This is a genomic window from Achromobacter sp. UMC71, assembly GCF_014170305.1.
Taxonomy (GTDB): Bacteria; Pseudomonadota; Gammaproteobacteria; order Burkholderiales; family Burkholderiaceae_B; genus Achromobacter.
This window is the reverse complement of record NZ_LZZT01000017.1, coordinates 85,165-108,738: the sequence shown is the minus strand read 5'-3', so window position 1 is coordinate 108,738 and position 23,574 is coordinate 85,165. Positions and strand designations below refer to the sequence as shown.

Below are 23,574 nucleotides of genomic sequence, written 5' to 3'. Positions count from 1 at the left end.
CGGCCATCAGAACGTGATGGTGGCGATGACGGTATCGGTATAGTTTCCCGGACGTGGCGTCGCCTGCACCGGCACCCTGCCATAGACCGTGAACTGCTGGTTGGCTCCCGTCCCCGTGCCGGTCAGCGGCGTGCCGCCGGTCAAGCCGTCACCCCAGATCGTTGCATAGCCGCCGTCCTGGTACAGCTGATAACTCACGGTATCGGCCGCCGTCGCATGCTTCATCTTGCGCGCGGCCACATTGTTGGCCACCGAGCCGCCGCTGAGCGCGACCGAGAAGGCGTTGTTATTGGTGCAACGCACCGTGATCTGGCCATTCGCCGTCACCACATGGTTCAACAGCCCTTGCGCCGGAAACGCCAGGTTGGTCGCGTTGATGGTGCAGTTCTTTTGCACGGTCGCTTGCACGGTCAGCGGGACGAAGAGCGTCTGCATGGGCGTCGTAATCGGGCAGTTCACCAGCAAGGTCGCCAACAACCCCGACGCGATGTCCACGCGCACAGTGGTGGTGTAGTTTTCGCTATACAGCGTGTTGGCGTTGCCGATGGTCGATACCGTACTCTGGTTGCCCGGCAGCTTCGCATAGAACGAAAACGAACCCGATCCCAGGCCACCCGTCAGCAACGGGCCCGTCACCAGCACCGATGTCGTCGTATTGGCCGCGGAAGTGCTCCATATCTGGTTGTGGCCGCTGTCCGTATACAGGTTGTAGTTCATGCGGAACGCGCCCGCGCCCATCGCACGCGCCTCCACCGACGGGCTGGTATTTCCCACCCCGGCGGAAAAGCACAGGCGCGCGCCCAGGGCCAGGCTGGTGAAATTGCACGTCACCGTCACGGTATTGCTGTCGGCGAACGTATCGGCGGCGAGCAACGGATTCACGGTGCCGAAATTGACCGTGCTGGTGGTGCCCGAGGCCAGCGCGCAAGTGGTCGCCTGCGCATCGGCCGACCAGCCCAGTCCCAACAGGGCTCCCAACAAGAACAATGCGGACTTCATTGTCCGGACTCCTTCAACGGCTGGCACACGAACGGCCCCAGCGTGGGCAGCGGCCTCGCGGGGTCATGCTGATACGGAAACTCCACCACGCAGGACACGCCGCCGCCTTTGATGCGCAGGTGGTTGTCCGGCGTCAGGTCTTCGACGAAGGCGATGCCGTCGTAACCCACCACGGACTGCTTGCCGCTTTCCACGTGCGCCACTTGCGCGCCCACCGGCACCGCCTTGCCGTCCGGCATCTGCAGCACCACCGACGCGGCGGCATAACGCTGCAACTGGAACCTGGCCAGCACGCCGGAGCCGGCCTGCGGCACCACCGCGACCTTGGTCGAGTCCAGCTTCATGTCCACGGGCAACTCGTCGGGATCGATGGCCAGACGGTTCACCTGGTAGGAATTCAGGTCCGGCACCAGCAGGTGCCCGGCGCTGTTGGTGCGTCCGAGCTTGCGGTTTTCATGCAGCACCGACACGCCCGGCATGCCATCGGTGCTGACCAGCGCAAAGGCGTCGTTGATGCGGCGCGACGGCGTCACCGCGCCGTCCATCAACACGACCGCGCCCGAGGCCTGCACCGCCGCCTGGCTCCTGCCGCCATAGTCCTGCCCCAACGCGGTCACCTGGCCGTAGCGGCCCAGGAACTGCAACTTGCCCTGGTTGTATTGCGCGCCGCCGCTGCGGCCGTTCTCCACGCCCCAGCCCCAGCCGCCGTCGTAGTCCACATTGCGCTGCGCCCCCACGCTGTAGATGTTTTGCTCGCCCTGCTTGCCGACCGACGCGTTGATCTGGGTGTTGTCGCCCAGCATGATCGACAAGCCCAGGTAGACGCCGTGCGAGCCGGTCTGGGCAAAATCGTTGTAGGCGCTCACGTTCATCGACACGCGGCTGTGCAAGTTGGCGGTATAGGAGGCGGACCCGATCTTGGCCGCGGGCGCCTGCGGCATGCGAAAGCCGACATAGCTGAACGCGACGCTTTGCGACAGGGTCAACGGCAGCGAAAACGTCACCCGGTCCGTCTGGCGCGGCACCGGCACATCTTCGCGCGACCCCAGGTCGCCATAGTCTCCCAGCGCGCGCACCGATTGCAGCTCCAGGCTGAAGGCCGGTTGCACGTACTGGTATCCCAGGCTCACCTGGCCGCCGGCGTGGTTGCCGGCGCTGCCCGACAGCGCGCCGTTGACCACGCCCGCCTGCCCCAGCCTGACCAGCGCGCCCGCGCCCACGTTGTAGACGCCTGCGCTCAGTTCCGAATGGCCTTCCAGCGTCAGCGCATCGTCCAGCCCGTAGCGCCCCGACGCGGTCATGGCCGGGCGCGTGTCGTAGTCGAACGAACGCACGCTGAATTGGCGCCGCACCACACCCGCCTCGATCGAGTAACTGGACAGTCCGGCCGCCAGCATCCGGGTGTCGATATACAGCGGCACCGACGTGCTGACGCTGCGCCCCAGCGCATCGCGCGTCACCAGCGTGGCCTGGCCCGCGCCGGTGATGCCGGGAATCTGGTTGACCACGAAGGGCCCCGCCGGCACGTTGCCCGAATACTGCTGCACCCCGTTCACGTATAACGACACCGACGACGGCACCACCGACGAAGCGCTCAGCGACGACACGGGAAATGTCACCAGGTCGGGCCGCAACGCGAAATTGCGGCCCCACTGGATGCCTGCCACGCGCACCGAGCGCGACCAGTTCAGCGACGAGGTAATGGTGTCGCCCACCCGCAGCGTCCGGAGCGTGTCCTGGTCGGACTGGGTCCAGTAGGTGTCGTAGCGCACGTAGCGGTCCGCCCGTCCGCCCAGATAGGTGGTGCCGGTGTTGCTGAGCGTGCCGTGGGGATCGAAATAACGCAGCTCGGAGTACGCCGACACCTTGCTGTAGGAGTCGGTCTGGGCATAGGCCTCGTAGTTCAGGATCAGGCCGCGCCCCGACGTCGCTGGCGGCGTCCTGGGCAGCCCGCGGGTATCCACCTGGAAAGGCTGGCGCAGCGCGTCCGGCACCACCAGGTTCACCGACTGCATGGCGGCGTTGTAGGTATACCGCAGGCCGGCGATCTCATCGAGCCGGATTTCGGTGTCTTGCGGCACGCCCAGCTTGCTCACGTCCACGCCCACCGATCCCAGCGCACCGGGGCTGGCCGACAGCCGGCCTTGCGCATCCCGGAAACGCAACAGCTGGGTTGTGTTCACACCATTGATACTCACCTCCAAATAGACGTCGCGTTCGGCGAGATCGCCGAACGACACCAGTTGGGTGGGCACATCCGCCGCTGCCGCCGACGCCCCGATCAGTATGAGCGCGAGACGGCCTGCGCAGCGCCCGCAAGCACGGAGAGCGCGTACTGCCATGGGCTGCCTTCTCTTACCCCGCAACCGCCTGCGAGGCGGGCCGGGACGCAATCAGTCAGTCAACTCGCGGAGTCACGGTGACGGCGTTGCCGTTCACCAGGGCCTTGATCTTTATCGGGCCGGTGGTGCCGTGTTTGACGGGAATCCGCCACTCGCGCTGCCGCTGGGCCAGCGCGTAGCCCAGCAGGCCGTCCACCTTCGCCACCGGCGTATCCGCACCGGCCACGATCTGCAGCGATGCCACCTGGGCATAGCGGGTGCCGGTGTTGGCCAGCCGCAGCACCCATTCCTTGTCCGCGCGCGCCACGTGCCAGGCCAGCTCGGGCACGGGCTCGGGCGTGGCGCCGGCCACGAATACCGGCACCGAATAGCGCATTCGCAGCACCACGCCGTTGATCCGTGGCGTGGAGGGATCGGGAATCTCGTCGATCACCAGCCGGTAGCTTTTCTGCAGCGGCGCCAGGTCGTTGCCGCTACGCACCAGCCGCACCAGTTGCTCGCCCTTGGGCGGCACCTGGATGATGGGCGGACTGGCCTGGATCTCGGTCGTGGGCGTGAGTACGTCGTCGTCCTGCGTCTGGTCCCAGGCGTACACCCGCACCTGGCCATAGATCGGCGTGCTCCCGGGATTGCGCAGCATGATGCCGGTGGCGCTCTGCTGGGGCGCCAGGTCCACCAGCACCGGCGAGATCTGCAGAGTCGCCGCTCGCGCGGGCAAAGCGCCGATGCCCACGCACGCCACCACCAGCGCGCCCGCCAACCAACGGATCGTGCCGCCCCGCCATGCAGGAGTCCCGATAACGCGCCGCACTAGAAGTACACCGTCGCGGTGACGGTGGACGTGTACAGATCGGGCGTCGGCGTCGCCTGCGCGGGCACCGTACCGGTGACCGTAAGCGCCTGCGCAGCGCCACTGCCGGTGCCACCCACGCGGTCGGCCACACCCGTGTCGCCCCACACCACGGTCTGGTTGGGTGCGGGCTGGTAAAGCTGATAGGCAACCGTGGACGTGGTGTTGCCCGTGGTCGTGCCGTTCATGAGCCGGTTGGCCAGGGTGGAGCCGGTGCCGGTGCCGGCGCTCAGGCCCACGGTATAGGGCGTGGTGTTGGTGCAGGTCACGTTGACCGTGGTGGTATTGCTGAACGCGGTGTTCAACACGCCGTGACTGCCGAAATTGAGGGGGTTCGCGGCGATGGTGCAATTTGCCGTAATCGTCAGCGTCACCACCATGTTCGCAGTGGTTTGCGCCTGGGCCGCCAGCGGCATCGCGCCCGCAGTTACCAAGGCCAGAGTCGTCGCGCACAAGGACAAGCGTTTCATGAAATCACCCCCACGAAATACTGTTGCACTATCAGACCAGCACACGAAACATGGTACGTCGGATATAGCGGCCAAGCACGATTCGGTTAATTTTCAAATCGGGTTATTTACGCTTTCTAACGGATTAGATTAAAAACCCGTCGCCAGCGGACATCGCTTGTCTATGAAACCACGCTTTATGCGGCCTTGGATAAATTGTTGTAATTCAGCAAATTAGGTAATTTCAGTTAGTAACATGGACGCGCGGGATTCGAATCATGGCCGCGGCGCTGGATTATCGAAGCGCATTATTCATCCATATTGCAGGGTGACCGGCTGGTCGCATTATCCGGCGCATCGCCGTCCTTGCCGGCTCGCGGCCTGCCGCATTCACGCCATCGTCGTCCCTGGCTGACGAAGCGTTGAATCCCCATGTCGCACTAGAATCAACGCTCAATCAACGCATCCCCCGGTCGGCGGCCCCGCGCCCCGACGCCTAGGGCCCCTCATGTTCTCGTTCTCACGCCACACCATCTATCCCGCGGGCCAGGGCCTGCCGGCTTCCGAGCGCCTGGGCGCGTTGCTGGCCGTCATGCTGGCCGTCTGCATGGCCAGCCTGGACACCGCCATCGCCAACACCGCGCTGCCCACCATCGCGCGCGATCTGCAGGCCAGCGATGCGGGCTCCATCTGGGTCATCAGCGGCTATCAGCTGGCGATGGTGGCCGGCCTGCTGCCGGCGGCCGCGCTGGGCGAGATCCTGGGGCACCGCCGGGTCTACATGGTGGGCATTGTGGTGTTCACGCTGTCTTCGCTGGCTTGCGGGCTGGCCCCGACGCTGCCGGTGCTGGTGGCCGCCCGCATCCTGCAGGGGCTGGGCGCGGCCGGCGTCATGAGCGTGAACGCCGCCTTGCTGCGCTTCATCTATCCCGCCCCGGTGCTGGGACGCGGCATGGGCCTGAACGCGATGGTGGTCGGCCTGTCGTTCGCCGCCGGCCCGACCGCGGCCTCCACCATCCTGCTGCTGGGATCGTGGCACTGGCTGTTCCTGATCAATGTGCCCATCGGCCTGCTGGCCATGGTGCTGGGCCTGCGCGGCCTGCCCGAGACCACCCGCTCATCGCATGGCTTCGACGGCCTGGCCGCGGCGCTGTGTGCGCTGACGCTGGGCCTGTTCGTGCTGGGCTCGAACGAACTGGCACACAGCGCGCCGTGGCCGCGCGTCACGCTGGAGTGGGGCCTGGCCGCCGCCAGCCTGTGGCTGCTGATGCGCCGCCAGGCCGGCCACCCCGCCCCCATCCTGGCGGTGGACCTGCTGCGCCGGCCATTGTTTGCCTTGTCCGCCGCCACGGCGGTGTGCGCCTTCGCGGCGCAGGCGCTGGCGTTCGTGTCGCTGCCGTTCCTGTTCCAGACGGTGCTGGGCTACACGCAGGTGCATACCGGCTTTTTGATCACGCCCTGGCCGGTGGTCGTCGCCATCATGGCGCCGATTGCCGGGCGCCTGTCGGACCGCTATCCGGCCGGCATGCTGGGCGGCGTGGGCCTGGCGCTGCTGGCGCTGGGCATGGCTTCCATGGCCTTGCTGCCGGCCGCGCCGTCGGCCTGGGACATTTCCTGGCGCATGGCGCTGTGCGGCGCCGGCTTCGGCTTTTTCCAGTCGCCCAATCTGCGCGCCATCATGACCTCGGCGCCGCCGTCGCGGGCGGGCGGGGCCAGCGGCATGATCGGCACGGTACGTCTTCTAGGGCAGGCCACCGGCGCGGCACTGGTGGCAGCCTGCTTCAACGTGTCGACCACCCATGGCGCCGTGCTCGCGCTGTGGCTGGGCGGCCTGTGCGCGGCGCTGGCCAGCCTGGCCAGTTTCGCGCGGCTGCGCTTCGGCGCGGTGGAACCCGTCGAGGCCTCCGCCGCGCGCTGAAATCGAGGTTTATTGCGGTTGATTTCGATATATTCCAGGGCCGGTCAGACACATACGTAAGATGTGCAACACCCGCTAAATATCGCTCAGGCGGGGCCGTTGTCCGGGTGTAGTCCCTCTCTACACCCTAGAACGACGCGTATGACACAGTTCCTGAAAGACATCACCATCCGCCGCATGATCCTGTGCACGCTGCTCATGATCAGTGTCCTCGTAGCCGGCCAATCGGCCATCAGCGTAAATGGTTTGCACAGCTCCGGTGAAGCGCTCGCCGCCAGCAACGACCTCCTGAACGAAGTTTCCTCGCTTGCCCGCATCAACGACCAGATCATGCGCGCGCGCCTGCGTCTGTCCCGCCAACTGGAATACGCCCGCGACGGCCTGGCAGCGCCCGCCGCGGAAGAAGGCCGCGCCATCGACGTGGCCCTGGAGGAAGCCCGCAAGAACCAGGCCCTGTTCCTGGAATCGGCCAAAGGAGATACCCCCCCATCGATACTGGAACCGCTGCAAAGCGGCTTTGACGCTCTGGTCAACGGCGGCATCGCCGTGCAGCGCGCCTTCCTGGCCCAGGACGACATCGAAAAGGCCCGCGCCCATGCCGCTGGCCCCGTCATCGCCGCCAGCCGCGCCTATGGCAAGAGCATCGAGAACTACGAGGCCTACGCCAAGGAACGCCAGGATGCGCTGGGCCTGCGCGCCGTCGAGGAACGCCGCCATGCCTATCTCGGCATCGGCCTGGTGTGCGCTGTCAGCCTGCTGCTGCTGTTCCTGGGCGACCGCTACGTGGTGGTCTTCGTCCGGCGTCCGCTGAACGACATCAAGCAGCACTTCCAGCATATTGCGCGCGGCGACCTCACCGTGCCCATCGCCCCGTTCGGCGGCAACTGCGCCGGACAACTGATCCCCTACCTGCAGGACATGCAGGCCAGCCTGGCGCGCACCGTGCATGCGGTGCGCGACGGCGTAGCCGAGATCAATACCGGCTCCAGCGAAATCGCCGCGGGCAACCAGGACCTGTCCAGCCGCACCGAGCAGCAGGCCGCTTCGCTGCAACAGACCGCGGCCAGCATGGAGGAGCTGCTGTCCACCGTGACCAGCAACGCCGACAACGCACGCCAGGCCAATGCCATGGCCGCCGAGGCCTTGCAGGTCGCGCAACGCGGCGGCGAGGCCGTGCAAAGCGCCGTGGCCACCATGCGCGACATCGCCAAGGATTCCGGCCGCATCGAAGACATCGTCAGCGTCATCGACGGCATCGCCTTCCAGACCAACATCCTGGCGCTGAACGCGGCAGTGGAAGCCGCTCGCGCCGGCGAAGAAGGCAAAGGCTTCGCGGTGGTCGCCGGTGAAGTGCGCTCGCTGGCGCAGCGCAGCGCCGGCGCCGCCAAGGAAATCAAGCAACTGCTCAGCGCGTCCGGAGCCACGGTCCAGGCCGGTTCCCTCCAGGTCGAAACCGCCGGCCGCACCATGCAGGATATCCAGGCGGCGATCGAACGGCTGACGCTGCTGGTGGGCGACATCGCCGCGGCCTCGCACGAACAGGTTACCGGCATCGGCCAGGTCAACACGGCGGTCACGCAGATGGATCAAGTGACGCAGCAGAACGCCGCGCTGGTCGAACAGGCGGCGGCCGCGGCGGCCTCGCTGGAAGCGCAGGCACAGCGGCTGCAAGGCGCGGTCAGCGCATTCCAGCTGCCGGGTCATGAATCCGGCCGCGAGGCGCCGGCCTTGCCGATACGCGAACGCCTGGCGCTATCGGCCTGACAGCAAAAGCGCCGAGGCGCGCGGCGGCGTTGCGCCGCCGCGCGTCATTCCAGCGCGGTCGCGCAGACTTCCTCGCCGTGGCGCACGACCCGCTTGGGCAGTTCGCCGCCGATCCAGTAGGCCAGTTCGGCGGGATGCGAGATATCCCAGGCCACGAAATCGGCCGTCATGTCCTGCGCCAGCACGCCATGGGTGCCTTGCAGGCCCAGCGCGCGAGCGGCGTGCACGGTGGCGCCGGCCAGCGCCTCTTGCGGCGTCAGCCGGAACAGCGTGCACGCCATGCTCAACATCAACCGCAAGGACAGCGCGGGCGAGGTGCCCGGATTGAGATCGCTGGAAATCGCGATGGGCACGCCATGGCGGCGCAGCAGATCGATGGGCGGCAGCTGCGTCTCGCGCAACGCATAGAACGCACCCGGCAGCAGCACCGCCACCGTGCCTGCCGCGGCCATGGCCAGCACGTCCGCCTCGGTCAGGTATTCCAGGTGGTCCGCCGACAGCGCGCCGTAGCGCGCCGCCAGGCTGGCGCCGTGCAGTGACGATAGCTGCTCGGCGTGCAGTTTGACCGGCAGGCCCAGATGGGCGGCCGCCAAAAACACACGTTCGACCTGCGCCGGCGAAAACGCCAGGTGCTCGCAAAACGCGTCCACCGCGTCGACCAGCCCTTCGGCCGCCAGCACCGGCAACATGCGCCGCGCCACTTCGTCGATATAGTCGTCGGCCCGGCCGGCGAATTCGGGTGGCAGCGCGTGCGCGGCCAGGCAGGTGGCGCGCACCGTCAGCGGCAGCGTCTGTCCCAGCCGTCGCGCCACGCGCAGCATCTTGCGTTCGTTGGGCAAGTCCAGACCGTAGCCGGACTTGACCTCCAGCGTAGTGACGCCGTCGCGCAGCAGGTGCAGCGCGCGCTTGCGGGCGCTGGCGTAGAGCTCCTGCTCGCTTGCCTGACGCGTCGCCCGCACCGTGCTGGCGATGCCGCCGCCCTGCGCCGCGATCACCGCGTAGTCCACGCCCTGCAGCCGCTGCTCGAACTCCTGGCTGCGGTTGCCGCCGAAGACCAGGTGCGTGTGGCAGTCGATCAAGCCGGGCGTGACCCAGGCGCCGCCCAGGTCGTTTTCCTGCCCGGCGTCGCCCCGTGGCAATGCGCTCTCTGGTCCGATCCATGCGATGTGCGCGTCCTGCGTCACGATGGCGGCATGCTCGATCACCGAGTATTGCCCGCCGGCCATGGTGGCCACATGGCAATTTCGCCAAAGCCGCTTCATATCCTGCCTCCTGTCAGCCCCCAAACGGGGGGTCAATCCGATCCTTGCGCCACCGGCGCGGGCAAGCCGCCGCCGGGCCGGTTGGGGTACACCCACATGCGATAGGCCACGCACAACAGCGCAATCCAGCACGCACCCACGATCAATGCGGCCTGCGTCTTGGGAAAATACCCGAGCACCGCAATCACGAACATCATGAAGACGATCGCAGCAATCGGCGCCGCCGGCCAGAGCGGCACCGGAAACTTCAGTTGCGCCACCTCTTGCCGGGTCATCGCGCGGCGCATGGCGACGTGCGACAGCAGGATCATCAACCATACCCAAACCGTGGCGAACGTGGCAATCGAAGCGATCAGCACGAACACGTCCTTGGGAATAAGGTAATTCAGCACGACGCCGCCCAGCAGCGCCACCGTCATGACCAGGACAGTCATCCACGGCACGCCGACCCTGGAAACCCGCGCAAAACCTCGCGGCGCCTGGCCTTGTTGCGCCATGCCGAACAGCATGCGGCCGGCGCCGAAGATATCGCTGTTGATGGCCGATACCGCCGCCGAGATCACCACGATGTTCAAGATGTGCGCCGCCGCCCCGATCCCCAGGCTATCGAAGATCTGGACGAACGGGCTGCCCTTGCTGCCAATCTGCGACCAGGGAAAGATCGACATCAGCACGAACAGCGTCAGCACGTAGAACAGCAGGATGCGCATCGGCACCGCGTTGATCGCCCTGGGAATGACGCGGGACGGATCCTTGGCTTCGCCTGCCGTGATGCCGATGATCTCGATACCGCCAAACGCGAACACCACCACCGCCAGCGAGGCGATCAAACCGCCAATGCCATTGGGCATGAAGCCGCCATGCTCCCACAGGTTATGCACACCCGTGGCGGTGTCCTGGGCGCTGATGCCCAAGCCGAACGCCATGATGCCCAGCCCCCCCGCGATCATCGCGACGATGGCTGCCACCTTCAGCAGCGACAGCCAGAATTCCAGCTCGCCAAAGACTTTCACCGCGCACAGATTCAGCGCGCCGACGAACAGCACGATGGACAGCACCCATATCCACTGCGGCACGTCGGGAAACCAGAATCCCATGTACAGCCCGAAAGCCGTGACATCCGCCAGGCAGACGATGATCATCTCGAAGGTGTAGGTCCACCCCGTGATGAATCCGGCCACCGGTCCCAGATAACTGGTCGCGTACTGCGCGAAGGAACCGGGCACCGGATTGCGCACGGCCATTTCGCCCAATGCCCGCATCACCATATACACGGCCGCGCCGGCAATCAGGTAGGCGATCAACACGGACGGCCCGGCCTCTTGAATCGCCTTGGCCGATCCGTAGAACAACCCCGTACCAATGGCGGACCCGAGCGCCATGAAGCGGATATGCCGCGCGGATAGACCTCTTTTCAGATTCTGGTTCTGAGCCTGCATCGCTGTCTCCCTCCCATTCTTGTATGAACGATCGCGCGCCGCAGCCGCACCGCCGATGGGCGCAGTCGCGCAGAAATCATCGCGTGGACGACCGAGGGGCCGCCTGCCTTTGACGCGCCCGCCCTACAGGCTGGGCAGCAGGCCCGCCGGCATCAGGGCATTCAGATGCCGGCCGCCGATCAACTGGCTGGCGGCTTCGATGTCGGGCGCGAAGAAGCGGTCTTTCTCGTAGTGAGCGACCTTTTCGCGCAGCAGGCCACGGGCCCGCTCCAGCTTGGGCGATGTTTTCAGGCCGGCGCGGAAGTCCAGGCCCTGGCAGGCCCCCAGCCATTCGATCGCCAGGATGTCGCGCACGTTCTCGGCCATGGGCCAGAGCCGTTTGCCGGCGTTGGGCGCCATCGACACGTGGTCTTCCTGGTTGGCCGAGGTGGGCAGGCTGTCGACGCTGGCAGGGTGGGCCAGCGCCTTGTTGTCGCTGGCCAGCGCGGCCGCGGTCACCTGGGCGATCATGAAGCCGGAGTTCACGCCGCCGTTGCTGACCAGGAAGGGCGGCAGCTGCGACATGTGCTTGTCCATCATCAGCGAGATGCGGCGTTCGGACAGGGCGCCGATCTCGGCCAGCGCCAGGGCCAGGTTGTCGGCCACCAGCGCCACCGGTTCGGCGTGGAAGTTGCCGCCCGACAGCACGTCGCCCTGTTCGGCGAACACCAGCGGATTGTCGGACACGGCGTTGGCCTCGATCTGCAGCACTTGCGCCACGTGGCGGATCTGCGTCAGGCAGGCGCCCATCACTTGCGGCTGGCAGCGCAGCGAGTAGGGGTCCTGCACCTTGTCGCAATCGACGTGCGAATGGCCGACCTCGCTATCGTCGGTCAACAGGTCGCGGTAGACGGCGGCCACGTCGATCTGGCCGATCTGGCCGCGCGCCTCGTGGATGCGGGCGTCGAACGGCACGCGCGAACCCAGCATGGCTTCGACGCTGAGGCTGCCGCAGACCAGGCCGGCGGCCAGCAGGTCTTCGGCCTCGAACAGGCCGCGCAGCGCGTAGGCGGTGGACACCTGGGTGCCGTTCAGCAGCGCCAGCCCTTCCTTCGCAGCCAGGGTCAGCGGTTCGAGCCCGGCGCGGGCCAGCGCTTCCTTGGCGGGTAGCCACTCGCCATGGAAGCGCGCCCGGCTTTCACCCAGAAGCAGCAGCGACATGTGGGCCAGCGGCGCCAGGTCGCCCGACGCGCCCACCGAGCCCTTGAGCGGGATGTGCGGATAGACGCCGGCGTTGACCAGCGTGACGAGGCTGTCGATGACCTGGCGGCGGATGCCGGAACGGCCCCGCGCCAAGCTGTTGATCTTGAGCACCATGATCAGCCGCACCATCGCATCGTCCAGCGGCTCGCCCACGCCCGCCGCGTGCGACAGCACCAGCGAGCTTTGCAGCGCCTGCAGGTCTTCGCGCGCGATCTTGGTCGATGCCAGCAGCCCGAAGCCGGTGTTGATGCCGTAGGCCGTGCGGCCCTCGGCGATGATGCGGTCGACGCAGGCCACGCTGGCGTCGATCGGGCCGTAGGCGGCCGGGTCCAGCGTGATGCGGCCGGGCTGTTGGTATACCTGGCGCAATTGCGCCAGCGTCAGATGGCCGGGTTTCAGGTGCAGATCCATTGTTTTTCTCCTGGACGATAGGTCCGTGTCATGCAATATCGTGCCGGCCGCCGGCCGCAAACGCCACTGGCGTAGGCAACCGGTCGCGGCGGGCGAACAAGTAATACAGGATGCCGGGCACGATCAGCCCGATGATCCACGAAATATCAACGCCGCCCAGGTGCGCGACCAGCGGGCCGGTGTACAGCTTGGTCGAGATGAAGGGCATCTGTACCAGCACGCCGAACACGTACACCAGAATGCCCGGCCAGTTCCAGCGGCCATAACGGCCGTCGGGGTCCGACAGCGCGGCCAGGTCATAACGGCCTCGGTTGACGAAGTAATAGTCCACCAGGTTGACGGCGCTCCAGGGCGTGAAGAACGCCAGCAGGAACAGGATGAAGGACTTGAAAGCGTTCAGGAAGGAATGCTGGCCAACCAGCGCCACGCAGGTAGCCGCGCCCACGATCAGCAGCACGAACCACAGCCGCTGGCGGCGCGTGATTTCCACATGGCCGCGAAAGCCGCTGATGATCGTGGCGATGCACATGAAGCTGCCATACGAATTCAACGTCGAAATCGTCACCTTGCCGAACGCGATACTGAAATACAGCAGCGCCGCCATCGTGCCGGTGCCGCCCAGGCTGACGATATAGGCGACCTCGCGGCCGGCGAACTGGCCCTTGGCCATGGCGGCCGCCAGCACGCCCAGCACCATCGCGATCTGCGCGCCCAGCACCGAACCCAGGCCCACGGCCAGGAAGGTCTTGAACGACGAGGTGCGGCCGGGCAGGTAGCGCGAATAGTCCGCCACATAGGGTCCATACGCGATCTGCCAAGACGCGGACAGCGACACGGCCAGCAGGAACGACGTCCAGCTGAAATGCCGGATCTGCAGCAACTGCCCCACATCGCCCAGCGCGACCACGCGGCTGAACAGGTAGATGAACGCGATCAGCCCCAGCACGCTGGCCACGCGCCCGATCAGGTGGATCATGCGGTAGCCGAACACCGTCACCAGCACGATGACGGCAGCGAAGATCAGGATACCCGCCGTATCGGACACGCCCAGCAACTGGCCGACGGCCTGGCCCGACAGCACCGTGCCCGTGGCCGTGAAGCCCAGGTACATCAGGCACACCAGCACGATGGGAATCGCCGCGCCATAGACGCCGAACTGCACCCGGCTGGAGATCATCTGCGGCAGGCCCAGCTTGGGCCCTTGCGCCGCATGCAGCGCCATGACGGCGCCGCCGAACACCTGGCCGATGAACAGGCCGATCAGCGACCAGAAGACGTCTCCGCCCAGCACGACAGCCAGCGCCCCGGTGACGATGGCGGTGATCTGCAAGTTGGCGCCCATCCACAGCGTGAACTGGCTATAGAGCTTGCCGTGGCGCTCTGTCTCCGGGATGAAGTCGATCGAGCGCCGTTCGATCAACGCCCCTTTTGCTGCAGCACTGTGGTGCTCCATGCGCTTCTCCTTGCGGGCGCCGGTCTCGGGCGCCCTTGTTCTTCTTATGTCGGGCCAGCCCGCGTCTCAGCGGCCGGCGTTGACCATCGGCAGGTTCAGGCCCTGTTCGCGGGCGCAGTCGATCGCGATCTCGTAGCCCGCGTCGGCGTGGCGCATCACGCCGGTGGCCGGATCATTGGTCAGCACGCGGGCGATGCGTTCGGCCGCCTCGTCGGTGCCGTCACACACGATCACCATGCCGGCGTGTTGCGAGAAGCCCATGCCCACGCCGCCGCCGTGGTGCAGTGACACCCAGGTGGCGCCGCCCGCAGTGTTCAGCAAGGCATTCAGCAACGGCCAGTCGGAAACCGCGTCGGAGCCGTCGCGCATCGATTCGGTTTCGCGGTTGGGGCTGGCCACCGACCCGGAATCCAGATGGTCGCGGCCGATCACCACCGGCGCCGACAGCTCGCCGCTGCGCACCATTTCATTGAACGCCAGGCCCAGCTTGGCGCGCTGGCCCAGACCCACCCAGCAGATGCGCGCCGGCAACCCCTGGAAGCGGATGCGCTCGCGCGCCATGTCCAGCCAGTGGTGCAGGTGCGCGTCATCGGGGATCAGTTCTTTGACCTTCGCGTCCGTCTTGTAGATGTCCTGCGGATCGCCCGACAAGGCAGCCCAGCGGAACGGACCCACGCCGCGGCAAAACAGCGGCCGAATGTAGGCCGGCACGAAGCCAGGGAAATCGAAGGCATTGGCAACGCCTTCTTCCTTGGCCATCTGGCGGATGTTGTTGCCGTAGTCGAAGGTCGGTACGCCTTGCTGCTGGAATGCGAGCATGGCCTTGACATGCGTGGCCATCGACTGCTTGGCGGCCTTGACCACGGCGGCCGGCTCACGCTTGGCGCGTTCGCGGTATTCGTTCCAGGTCCAGCCGGCAGGCAGGTAGCCGTTCAGCGGATCGTGCGCGCTGGTCTGGTCCGTGACCATGTCCGGACGCACGCCGCGGCGCACCAGCTCGGGCAGCACCTCGGCCGCGTTGCCGCACAGCGCGATCGACACCGCGCGGCCTGCCTGGGTGTATTTGGCGATGCGTGCCAACGCGTCGTCCAGATCGGAGGCCTGTTCGTCCACGTAGCGGGTGCGCAGACGGAAGTCGATGCTGGTCTGCTGGCATTCGATGTTCAACGAGCAAGCCCCGGCCAGGGTGGCCGCCAGCGGTTGCGCGCCGCCCATGCCGCCCAGGCCGGCGGTCAGCACCCAGCGGCCCGTCAGGTCACCGCCATAGTGCTGGCGGCCGGCCTCGACGAAGGTTTCGTAGGTGCCCTGCACGATGCCCTGGCTGCCGATGTAGATCCAGCTGCCAGCGGTCATTTGGCCGTACATGGCCAGGCCCTTGGCGTCCAGCTCGTTGAAATGTTCCCAGGTGGCCCAATGCGGCACCAGGTTGGAATTCGCGATCAGCACGCGCGGCGCGTTGGCGTGCGTCTTGAACACGCCCACTGGCTTGCCCGACTGCACCAGCAGCGTTTCATCGTCGTTCAGCTGCGTCAGGGCCTCGACGATCTTGTCATAACAGTCCCAGTCGCGCGCGGCGCGGCCGATGCCGCCGTACACCACCAATTCCTTGGGATTCTCGGCCACGTCCGGATCAAGGTTGTTCATCAACATGCGCAGCGGCGCTTCCGTCAACCAGCTTTTCGCCGTCAACGTATTGCCGCGCGGCGCGCGGATCTGGACATCGCGATAGCGGTTCGATTTTTCCAAGGCAGTCTCCGTGATCGTTGGCACCGCGCCAAAGGAAAGCACGGCCGAATGCCGGAATCATAGGATGCCTATGCTTGTATATACAAGTACAGAGAAGCGAAAAAGGCTCAGGGATTTCCCGTACTCTTCGCCCAGCCCCGAGAGGAGGCGGGCGCATCGCGACGTATTCAGGCGCCGCGCGATTGCAGTTCGATCAGGCAGGCATCCAGGCCGGCGTCGGACTCCAGCCGATACTCGGCCAGCTCGTCCCCTTCGACATGCAGGCAATCGTAGCGGGAAGGCGCCGGCAACGGCTCGCCATTGCGCCTCACCGTCAACGCTGGACCGGCATTGAACAGCAGCACCGTGCTGGCGGCGCTGTGGAAAGTCCAGTGTTTCACCCCGCCGATCCACTGGAGCCGCGCGCGATGCTGGACGGGCGAATAGATCAGGTTGAAGTCACGGATCGGGCCGCCCAGCAGCCGGCAATCCACCTGCGCATCGCCCGAAAACGCATATGCCTCGCGCGGGTCCAGCGGCGCCTGCGCGTGGCCATCTACCGTCAGCGCGATACCCGCGCCTTCCAGCACGGTGATGATGCGTTGCAACCCGCCGAACCGCGAGAAGCCGCCATCCTGCGCCACGTCGGCGATCGACAGCCGCCACGTGAACGCCGTGCTGCTTCCGCCCGGATTGCACGCCACTTCCTGGGTCGTGCCGCCGCCATTGCGCCACGGCATGCGGGGGTAGTCCTGCGCCCGGTACAGGCGCACGTCGGGATGCTTCATGTGGAGAACTTTCCTTCGAGGCGATGGCGCGAACCGGGGTGGATCAGGCGGGCCAGCGTCACCACGCGCTCGCCCGACCAGGTACGGCGGCGGATCAGCAGGCAGGGTTCGATGCGGTCGATCTGCAGCAGCTGGCATTCGCGCGGCTTGGCGACAATCGCCTCGACCACGTGCTCGCCTTCGGTCAGCGGCGCCACCCGCGTCAGATATTCATAGGGCGTGTGCTGCGTGAAGTCCTGCTTCAGGTAGTCCGGCGCCAGCCGCACATTGACGTAGCGGTCTTCCAGCTGAATGGGCGTGTCGTCCTCGTAGTGCACGATGACCGAATGGAACACCGGCTGGCCTTCGCGGATATCCAGCGCCGCGGCCTGCTCGCTGCCGGCGGGTTCTTCGGCCAGGCGCACCACGCGGCTGTGATGGCGGTGGCCGCGGGCCGTGATTTCGTCGGCGATGTTGTTCACCGCGAACAGCGCCGAACGCGTCTTGGGCTGCGCGACGAACGTGCCTACGCCCTGCATGCGTACCAGCAGGCCTTCGGCCGTCAGTTCGCGCAAGGCGCGGTTGATGGTCATGCGGGAATAGCCCAGCTCCTGGACCAGTTCGCTTTCCGACGGAACGCGGTAGTGCGCCGGCCACGCGCCGCTGCGGATCTGCTGGGCGATCATCTGCTTGAGTTGCGCGTAGAGCGGCGCCGGCGGGGCTGCGGCCTGGGCCGGCAGGCGGGGCGGAGAGGAAGCCACGGGAATGTCCTGTGTCGTGCCGTTGGATGAAAGCGGATTATAGGGGCGAGCTAGACATGTACAGACAGGAAGACAGGGTGGCTCACAACGTCCATTGGACGTCTTGCCCGCGATTTCATATACTCCCCCCCTGTATCAACCGGAGCCCGCCGTGCCCCATTCCCCCGCAGAAAAGAAGCGCGTCACCACGCGCCTGCGCCGCATCCAGGGCCAGGCGCTGGCACTTGAGCGCGCCGTCAACGAAGGCACGGAATGCGGCGCGCTGCTGCAGCAGCTGGCGGCCCTGCGGGGCGCGGCCACGGGCCTGATGGCCGAAGTGCTCGAAAGCCATCTCCGGGAAACCTTCCTGCAATCCGCCCAGGGCGGACGGCCTGGCGCCGCCACGATCGAACCCGAAGCGGAAATCGATCAGGTCATGCGCATCGTCCGTTCCTATTTGAAATAACGCCACCCGACCCCGTGGAGCAAAGCTTATGAAATCACGCGCAGCAGTCGCATTCGGACCCGGCAAGCCGCTGGAAATCGTTGAAATCGACGTCGCGCCGCCCCAACGCGGCGAGGTGCTGGTGCAGATCACCCACACCGGCGTCTGTCACACCGACGCCTTTACCCTGAGCGGCGACGATCCCGAAGGCCTGTTCCCCGCCGTGCTGGGCCATGAAGGCGCCGGCGTGGTGGTCGAAGTCGGTGAGGGCGTGACCTCGCTGAAGCCCGGTGACCACGTCATCCCGCTCTACACGGCCGAGTGCCGCGAGTGCAAGTTCTGCCTGTCCGGCAAGACCAACCTGTGCCAGAAAGTGCGTGCCACGCAGGGCAAGGGCGTGATGCCCGACGGCACCTCGCGCTTCAGCTACGACGGCAAGCCGCTGTACCACTATATGGGCTGCTCCACGTTCAGCGAATACACCGTGGTCAACGAGATCTCGCTGGCCAAGATCAATCCGGCCGCCCCGCACGAGAAGGTCTGCCTGCTGGGCTGCGGCGTCACCACCGGCCTGGGCGCCGTGCACAACACCGCCAAGGTCAAGGAAGGCGACACCGTCGCCGTGTTCGGCCTGGGCGGCATCGGCCTGGCCGTGATCCAGGGCGCGGTGCAGGCCAAGGCCGGGCGCATCATCGCCGTGGACACCAACCCCAACAAGTTCGTGCTGGCCAGCACCATGGGCGCCACCGACTGCATCAACCCCAAGGATTACGACAAGCCCATCCAGGAAGTCATCGTCGAACTCACCGACGGCGGCGTGGACTTCTCGTTCGAGTGTATCGGCAACGTGCACGTGATGCGCGCCGCGCTGGAATGCTGCCACAAGGGCTGGGGCGAAAGCATCATCATCGGCGTGGCCGGCGCCGGCCAGGAAATCAGCACCCGTCCGTTCCAGCTGGTCACCGGCCGCGTCTGGCGCGGTTCGGCATTCGGCGGCGTCAAGGGCCGCACGCAGCTGCCCGGCATGGTCGAAGACGCCATGAGCGGCAAGATCGACCTGGATCCGTTCGTCACGCACACGCTGCCGCTGGACCGCATCAACGAAGCCTTCGACCTGATGCACGAAGGCAAGTCGATCCGCACGGTGATCCACTACTGATCCCGCAGCCCGCCTGCAACACGGTCCCTGGACGGGTCCGGCGCCAACCGCGCCGGGCCCGTTTTTACATGACATTCGCGCGACAACACGGTCACGGCGTATGACAACACTGTCATTCATCTTCACGTAATCTTGGCGCTCGACCATGCGCCCTCGGCTAGGGCCTGTTCACACTAGAAGGCGCCTCGCATGAGTACCCAAATGAGTGACTATCAAGGCGCGAAGCGCAGTCGTGGCCGGCCCCCGGCGAGCATTCGCAACGCTGAGAGGCGCTCATTTGGGTACTCACCCTTCGGGCAGGCCGGTAATCGGGCGCCAGGCGTCGTTGCGCTCACCTTGCGTGGCACAGCCACGCGGCGGCGACCGCGCCTAGCCTGGCGCCCGATTACCGGCCTGTGCGAGGCGCCTTCTAGTGTGAACAGGCCCTAACAAGAGGGATGCAAGCGAATGACCACGTGGAAGAGGAATGCCGCCGCCCTGGGCATGCTGGCGCTGTTGGCCGGCTGCGGCGGCAGCGATGACGACGACACGCCCGCCAGCCCGGCGCCCGCGCCGGTAGCCAGCCGGCCCATGGAACTGACGATCCTGCACATCAACGATCATCATTCCAACCTGGACAGCAAAAAGAAGGACCTGAAGCTCAAGAACGCGGCAGGCACGCGCGTCACCGTCAATGCGGACGTGGGCGGCTTTCCCCGCGTGACCGCCGCCTTCAAGGCCCTGGCCGCGCAATCGCCCAACGTGCTCAAGCTGCATGCCGGCGACGCCACCACCGGCACGCTGTACTTCAACCGCGCCGGCGATCCGGGCGAGGCCGATGCCGCCCTGATGAACACGGTCTGCTTCGACGCCATGACGCTGGGCAACCACGAGTTCGACAAGGGCGACAGCGGGCTCAAGCGCTTCATCGGCTTTCTGCATGCCGGCGCCTGCCAGACCCCGGTCCTGAGCGCCAACGTGACTTTCGCCGCGGGCTCGGCCCTGAACCCGTCTCGCGCGCCGGGCATGGTCAAGCCGTCCATCGTCGTGCAGCGCGACGGCCAGCCCATCGGCCTGGTGGGCCTGACCATCGCCAACAAGACGCAACAGTCGTCCAGCCCCGACCCCGGCACGCTGTTCTCGGACGAGACCGCCGCGGCGCAGCAGCAGATCGACGCCTTGCGCGCCCAGGGCGTCAACAAGATCGTCGTGATGAGCCACATCGGCTACGACTACGACAAGCAGATCATTCCCAAACTGAGCGGCGTGGACGTGGTGGTGGGCGGCGATTCGCACACCCTGCTGGGTCCAGCCGCACTGACGACTTATGGCGTCGGCTCGCCGGCCGGCCCGTATCCGACCGAACTGCGCAACAAGGACGGCAAGCTTGTCTGCCTGGTGCAGGCCTGGGAATACTCGCAGGTGGTGGGCGAGCTGAAGGTCAGCTTTGATGCGAACGGCGACGTGACGGCCTGCGCCGGCACGCCGCACGTGCTGGTGGGCAATACGTACACCATCGGCGGCGTGGCGCCCGGCGCGGCCGACCAGACCGCGATCGCGGCCGATGTCACCGCCAGCGGCTTGCTGCGCGTGCAAGCGCCCGACGCGCAGGCGGCGTCGGTGCTGCAGCCCTTCAAGACCAAGGTCGATGCCTTCAGCGCCAGCCTGGTCGCCTCGGTGCCGCAAGAGCTATGCTCGCGCCGCGTGCCGGGCGGCCCCGGGTCGCGCGACTACGGCCGCTCCAGCGTCGCCTGCAACACGCTGGGCAACGTCAGCCTGCACGGCGGCGACATCCAGCAGTTGGTGGCCCAGGCCTATCTGGAAGTGGCCAATGCCAACTACGGCGGCGCCGATATCTCGCTGCAAAGCGGCGGCGGCGTGCGCGTGCCGCTCGTGGGCAACGTAACGGCGGCCAATGTCATCGAGGTGGTTCCGTTCGGCAACATGCTGTGGCGCCTGGACGTCACCGGCGCCGAGGTCAAGAGCATGCTGGAAGACGGCATGCAGGCGGTCTATGGTCCGGGCGGTTCCACCGGACCGTATCCCTATGCGGGCGGCCTGCGCTGGGACGTGAACGCGGCGCTGGCCGAAGGCAGCCGTGTCATCAACGTCGAGGTGCGCGACAACGCCTCGGGCAATTGGCAGCCGCTGGACCTGAACCGCACCTACAAGCTGTTCGTCCTGAGCTTCAACGCCACCGGCGGTGACGGCTACAAGACGCTGGCCAATGTGCCGGCGGCCCGGCGCCAGGACATTGGCGTGCTGGATGCCGATGTCCTGCAGACCTACATCGACGCGCAGGCCAAGGACCCCGTGTCCGGCCTGCCCGTGTTGAACCTGCTGCCAATCAGCCTGTACAGCACCAAGACGTACAGCGAATGAGCCAACGCCGGCGCCCTGCGCAGGGCGCCGGTGGCGCTCAGTCCAGATAAACGACCCCGCCCACCGTCGCTACGCTGACGAGCAGTCCGGCAGCGAGCAGGACATAGCGCGGACGGAGCGCGCGCCTGGTCGGGCTTTCGGCGTAGACGCGTTCGGTTTCATCCACGAACGCGTCCAGCGAAAAGTCGCGCACGGCCTTGCGCCTTGCGGCTGCGGCCGCCTGGCGCAGCACCGTCCTGTCTTGCAGGATCTCCGCCACCGTTCGCGCCACGCGGTCCGCCGCCAGCGCCGGCACGATCCAACCGTCCACGCCTTCCGTGACATTCTCGGCCAACCCGCCCGTGTCGCTGACGATGACGGGCTTGCCCGCGGCCATCATCTCGCGGCAGGCGAAAGAAATCGTCTCCAGGCGCGAAGACAGCACGAACCCCACGTCGATCGCGGCCAGCAAGGGCCGCACATCCTGCAGCAGTCCGGTAAAGACTACCGCGTCCGTCATGCCCAGCGCTTCGACCTGCCGCAACGCATCGTCCTGCGGCGGCTTGCCCGCGATCAGGATCGCCACCTGCCGCCGCAGCCCCTCGGGCAGCGACGCCACGGCCCGGACCATGTCCAACCAGTTCTTGTAGGCCGCCGTGCCCGCATGGCTGCCGATGACCAGGCGGCTGCGCAGGGCCGGCGGCAGGAGCTGTTCGCGCGCCTGCGCGGCCCCTTGTGCCAGCACCGGGCGGTAATGCTGCGTATCGACGCCGTTGCGCACCATCCGCAGATCTTCGCGCCGGAACGCCGAGCGCCCCATGCGCTCGTAGGTATCGCCGCTGACGCAGATCACGCGGTCGGTCGCCAGCCGCGCCCGCAGCCGCGTCCCCAGGCTGCGCGACGGCCGGCCGTTGTGCTGGGTGTAGACGATGAAGGGGCGCCGCGCGCCCATGCCCGCCATAGCCAGCATGCACAGGCGATGGTCGGCGGAACCGTTCACGTGGATCACATCGAACGCCTCCTCGCGCAGCAAGGCGCGTAGCTGACGCAACGCCAGCCATTGCTGGACAGGCGGCCCCTTGAACGACAATGCCACCGTGCGCACGCCAGGCAGGCGGGCCGCCTCGTCCAGCAGGCGGCTGCCCGCCGGAGCGGCCACCACGACGGCGGCGTGATCGCTGAGCCTGCGCGCCAACGACATGACGTAGGTGGTGTGGCCCCCGCCGTCGCCCTGGTGGAAGTTGGTATAGAGGATTTTCATGGATGAATACCGGCAGGCGCGTCTTGCATGGCGCCGGACTGCCGCAGGCAATGCCAATGCCGTTTCTCGAAGATGTCCCCGCCCAGCCGGCTGGCTTCGGACAGGTTGTAGACCGTGACGCCGCGTGCGCGCAGCAGCGCGCCGGCGCGGCGGAATGCGGGTTCGATATGCCCGGCGAATTGGCGGTCCAGCGCCGTGGGCAGCGACTGGCCGTCACGCTCGTAGAACCTTGGGCCCGCCTGCGCCGACAGGTCCAGGCCATGCAGATAGACCGTGCGCGCGCCTAGCCAGGCCAGGAACTGCAGCGCGGTATAGGCCACCGTGCCGCCGCCGAACACCCCGCGCGCGGGGTCCAGGCTGAAGCCCTGCGCGTGGTAGGGGTTGTGGGCATCGAATAGCACCAGGTCGGCATCCGCGGCCAGTTCGCGTGCCAGCGCATCCGGCTCGGCGCGCGGTTGCCGCGCGCGCTGGTGCACCTCTTCGAACAACGCGATCTTGCAACGGACTTCGCGCGGGTCGAACAGGAACGCGATCCAGCGATAGACCTCCGGCGTGGCGAACAGCAGCAAGTCCAGGGACAGGACCCGCGCCACCAGGTCGCGCCGCCGGCGCACGAATCCGGCGTCCAGCATGGCGTAGTAATGGAAGCGCAGCCCGGGATGACGCTCGGTCAGCGCGATCGATCCGTTCACGCCCATCACCGCGTCGAGCCGGCACTGGCCGTAGTCGATCTGCGCGATGGACGGACCGCTCAGGATCAGATGCGCCGGCGTGTCCAGGCCACGCGTCACCGTATCCAACGGCAGCGTTTCGGCCCCCTGTACGCCGCGCAGCACGCATCCGGCAAGACGCCCGGCCGCGTCGCGCCGCACGCTGACGAACGGCCAGAGCACTGCGTTGTGGCGCTGCGCCGGCGGCTGGGTGTGGCGGTACAGCAGCCGCAGCGCTTTGGTGAGCGGCCGGGACGCAAGCAGGCGTGGCACAAGCGGCACAGGGGTCATGAAGACA

At 66.7% G+C, this 23,574-nt stretch carries 18 protein-coding genes; 5 read left to right on the top strand and 13 right to left on the bottom strand.

Features of this window, described 5'->3' with window-relative positions; genetic code table 11:
• Window positions 1–6 precede the first annotated feature (6 nt).
• The 4 genes from A9974_RS09110 to A9974_RS09095 are packed head-to-tail and all read right to left on the bottom strand — an operon-like array spanning window position 7 to window position 4,661.
• The gene (locus tag A9974_RS09110; RefSeq protein WP_183003777.1) at window positions 7–999 is read right to left on the bottom strand and encodes a spore coat U domain-containing protein; all 993 of its coding nucleotides are present in this window, start codon (window positions 997–999) and stop codon (window positions 7–9) included.
• Window positions 996–3,341, bottom strand: coding sequence for a fimbria/pilus outer membrane usher protein (locus A9974_RS09105; RefSeq protein ID WP_255468106.1), 2,346 nt, complete (start codon window positions 3,339–3,341; stop codon window positions 996–998). Before A9974_RS09105 ends, A9974_RS09110 begins: the two co-directional genes overlap by 4 nt.
• A gap of 55 nt (window positions 3,342–3,396) precedes the next feature.
• Entirely contained in the window at window positions 3,397–4,101 is a 705-nt protein-coding gene (locus A9974_RS09100; RefSeq protein WP_220805896.1) for a molecular chaperone, read from the bottom strand.
• 50 nt (window positions 4,102–4,151) lie between these two features.
• The gene (locus A9974_RS09095) at window positions 4,152–4,661 is read right to left on the bottom strand and encodes a spore coat protein U domain-containing protein (protein WP_183003776.1); all 510 of its coding nucleotides are present in this window, start codon (window positions 4,659–4,661) and stop codon (window positions 4,152–4,154) included.
• A 487-nt stretch (window positions 4,662–5,148) separates the two neighbouring features.
• On the opposite strand from A9974_RS09095, the gene A9974_RS09090 reads away from it, so the two are divergent.
• Together A9974_RS09090 and A9974_RS09085 are read left to right on the top strand one after the other, a co-directional pair.
• Window positions 5,149–6,558 carry an MFS transporter gene (locus A9974_RS09090; RefSeq protein ID WP_183003775.1) on the top strand — a complete coding sequence of 470 codons (1,410 nt, stop codon included), beginning with the start codon at window positions 5,149–5,151 and terminating at the stop codon, window positions 6,556–6,558.
• Window positions 6,559–6,699: 141 nt separating this feature from the next.
• On the top strand, window positions 6,700–8,322 hold the full coding sequence (locus A9974_RS09085) for a methyl-accepting chemotaxis protein (RefSeq protein WP_183003774.1): 1,623 nt from the start codon (window positions 6,700–6,702) through the stop codon (window positions 8,320–8,322).
• 44 nt (window positions 8,323–8,366) lie between these two features.
• Here the strand turns inward: A9974_RS09085 and hutI are convergent, their stop codons facing one another.
• From hutI to hutC, 7 genes are all read right to left on the bottom strand, one after another.
• On the bottom strand, window positions 8,367–9,584 hold the full coding sequence (gene hutI / locus A9974_RS09080; protein ID WP_183003773.1) for an imidazolonepropionase: 1,218 nt from the start codon (window positions 9,582–9,584) through the stop codon (window positions 8,367–8,369).
• A gap of 32 nt (window positions 9,585–9,616) precedes the next feature.
• The gene (locus A9974_RS09075) at window positions 9,617–11,023 is read right to left on the bottom strand and encodes an amino acid permease (protein WP_183003772.1); all 1,407 of its coding nucleotides are present in this window, start codon (window positions 11,021–11,023) and stop codon (window positions 9,617–9,619) included.
• Window positions 11,024–11,146: 123 nt separating this feature from the next.
• Window positions 11,147–12,676 (bottom strand): histidine ammonia-lyase, encoded by a 1,530-nt coding sequence (gene hutH / locus A9974_RS09070; protein WP_183003771.1) that lies wholly within the window; start codon window positions 12,674–12,676, stop codon window positions 11,147–11,149.
• 28 nt (window positions 12,677–12,704) lie between these two features.
• Window positions 12,705–14,129 carry a cytosine permease gene (locus A9974_RS09065; protein WP_183003770.1) on the bottom strand — a complete coding sequence of 475 codons (1,425 nt, stop codon included), beginning with the start codon at window positions 14,127–14,129 and terminating at the stop codon, window positions 12,705–12,707.
• A gap of 66 nt (window positions 14,130–14,195) precedes the next feature.
• The gene (gene hutU / locus A9974_RS09060) at window positions 14,196–15,875 is read right to left on the bottom strand and encodes a urocanate hydratase (RefSeq protein WP_183003769.1); all 1,680 of its coding nucleotides are present in this window, start codon (window positions 15,873–15,875) and stop codon (window positions 14,196–14,198) included.
• 167 nt (window positions 15,876–16,042) lie between these two features.
• Entirely contained in the window at window positions 16,043–16,642 is a 600-nt protein-coding gene (locus A9974_RS09055) for a HutD family protein (RefSeq protein WP_183003768.1), read from the bottom strand.
• Window positions 16,639–17,382 carry a histidine utilization repressor gene (hutC, locus tag A9974_RS09050; RefSeq protein ID WP_183003767.1) on the bottom strand — a complete coding sequence of 248 codons (744 nt, stop codon included), beginning with the start codon at window positions 17,380–17,382 and terminating at the stop codon, window positions 16,639–16,641. Before hutC ends, A9974_RS09055 begins: the two co-directional genes overlap by 4 nt.
• A 151-nt stretch (window positions 17,383–17,533) precedes the next feature.
• On the opposite strand from hutC, the gene A9974_RS09045 reads away from it, so the two are divergent.
• From A9974_RS09045 to A9974_RS09035, 3 genes are all read left to right on the top strand, one after another.
• Window positions 17,534–17,827 (top strand): metal/formaldehyde-sensitive transcriptional repressor, encoded by a 294-nt coding sequence (locus A9974_RS09045; RefSeq protein ID WP_183003766.1) that lies wholly within the window; start codon window positions 17,534–17,536, stop codon window positions 17,825–17,827.
• Between the two features lie 28 nt (window positions 17,828–17,855).
• Window positions 17,856–18,965, top strand: coding sequence for an S-(hydroxymethyl)glutathione dehydrogenase/class III alcohol dehydrogenase (locus tag A9974_RS09040; protein WP_183003765.1), 1,110 nt, complete (start codon window positions 17,856–17,858; stop codon window positions 18,963–18,965).
• A gap of 447 nt (window positions 18,966–19,412) precedes the next feature.
• A complete protein-coding gene (locus A9974_RS09035; RefSeq protein ID WP_183003764.1) occupies window positions 19,413–21,326 on the top strand; it encodes a bifunctional UDP-sugar hydrolase/5'-nucleotidase in 1,914 nt (637 codons plus the stop codon).
• Between the two features lie 37 nt (window positions 21,327–21,363).
• Here the strand turns inward: A9974_RS09035 and A9974_RS09030 are convergent, their stop codons facing one another.
• Window positions 21,364–22,566 carry a glycosyltransferase gene (locus tag A9974_RS09030; RefSeq protein ID WP_183003763.1) on the bottom strand — a complete coding sequence of 401 codons (1,203 nt, stop codon included), beginning with the start codon at window positions 22,564–22,566 and terminating at the stop codon, window positions 21,364–21,366.
• A complete protein-coding gene (locus A9974_RS09025; RefSeq protein WP_183003762.1) occupies window positions 22,563–23,567 on the bottom strand; it encodes a hypothetical protein in 1,005 nt (334 codons plus the stop codon). Before A9974_RS09025 ends, A9974_RS09030 begins: the two co-directional genes overlap by 4 nt.
• Window positions 23,568–23,574 lie beyond the last annotated feature (7 nt).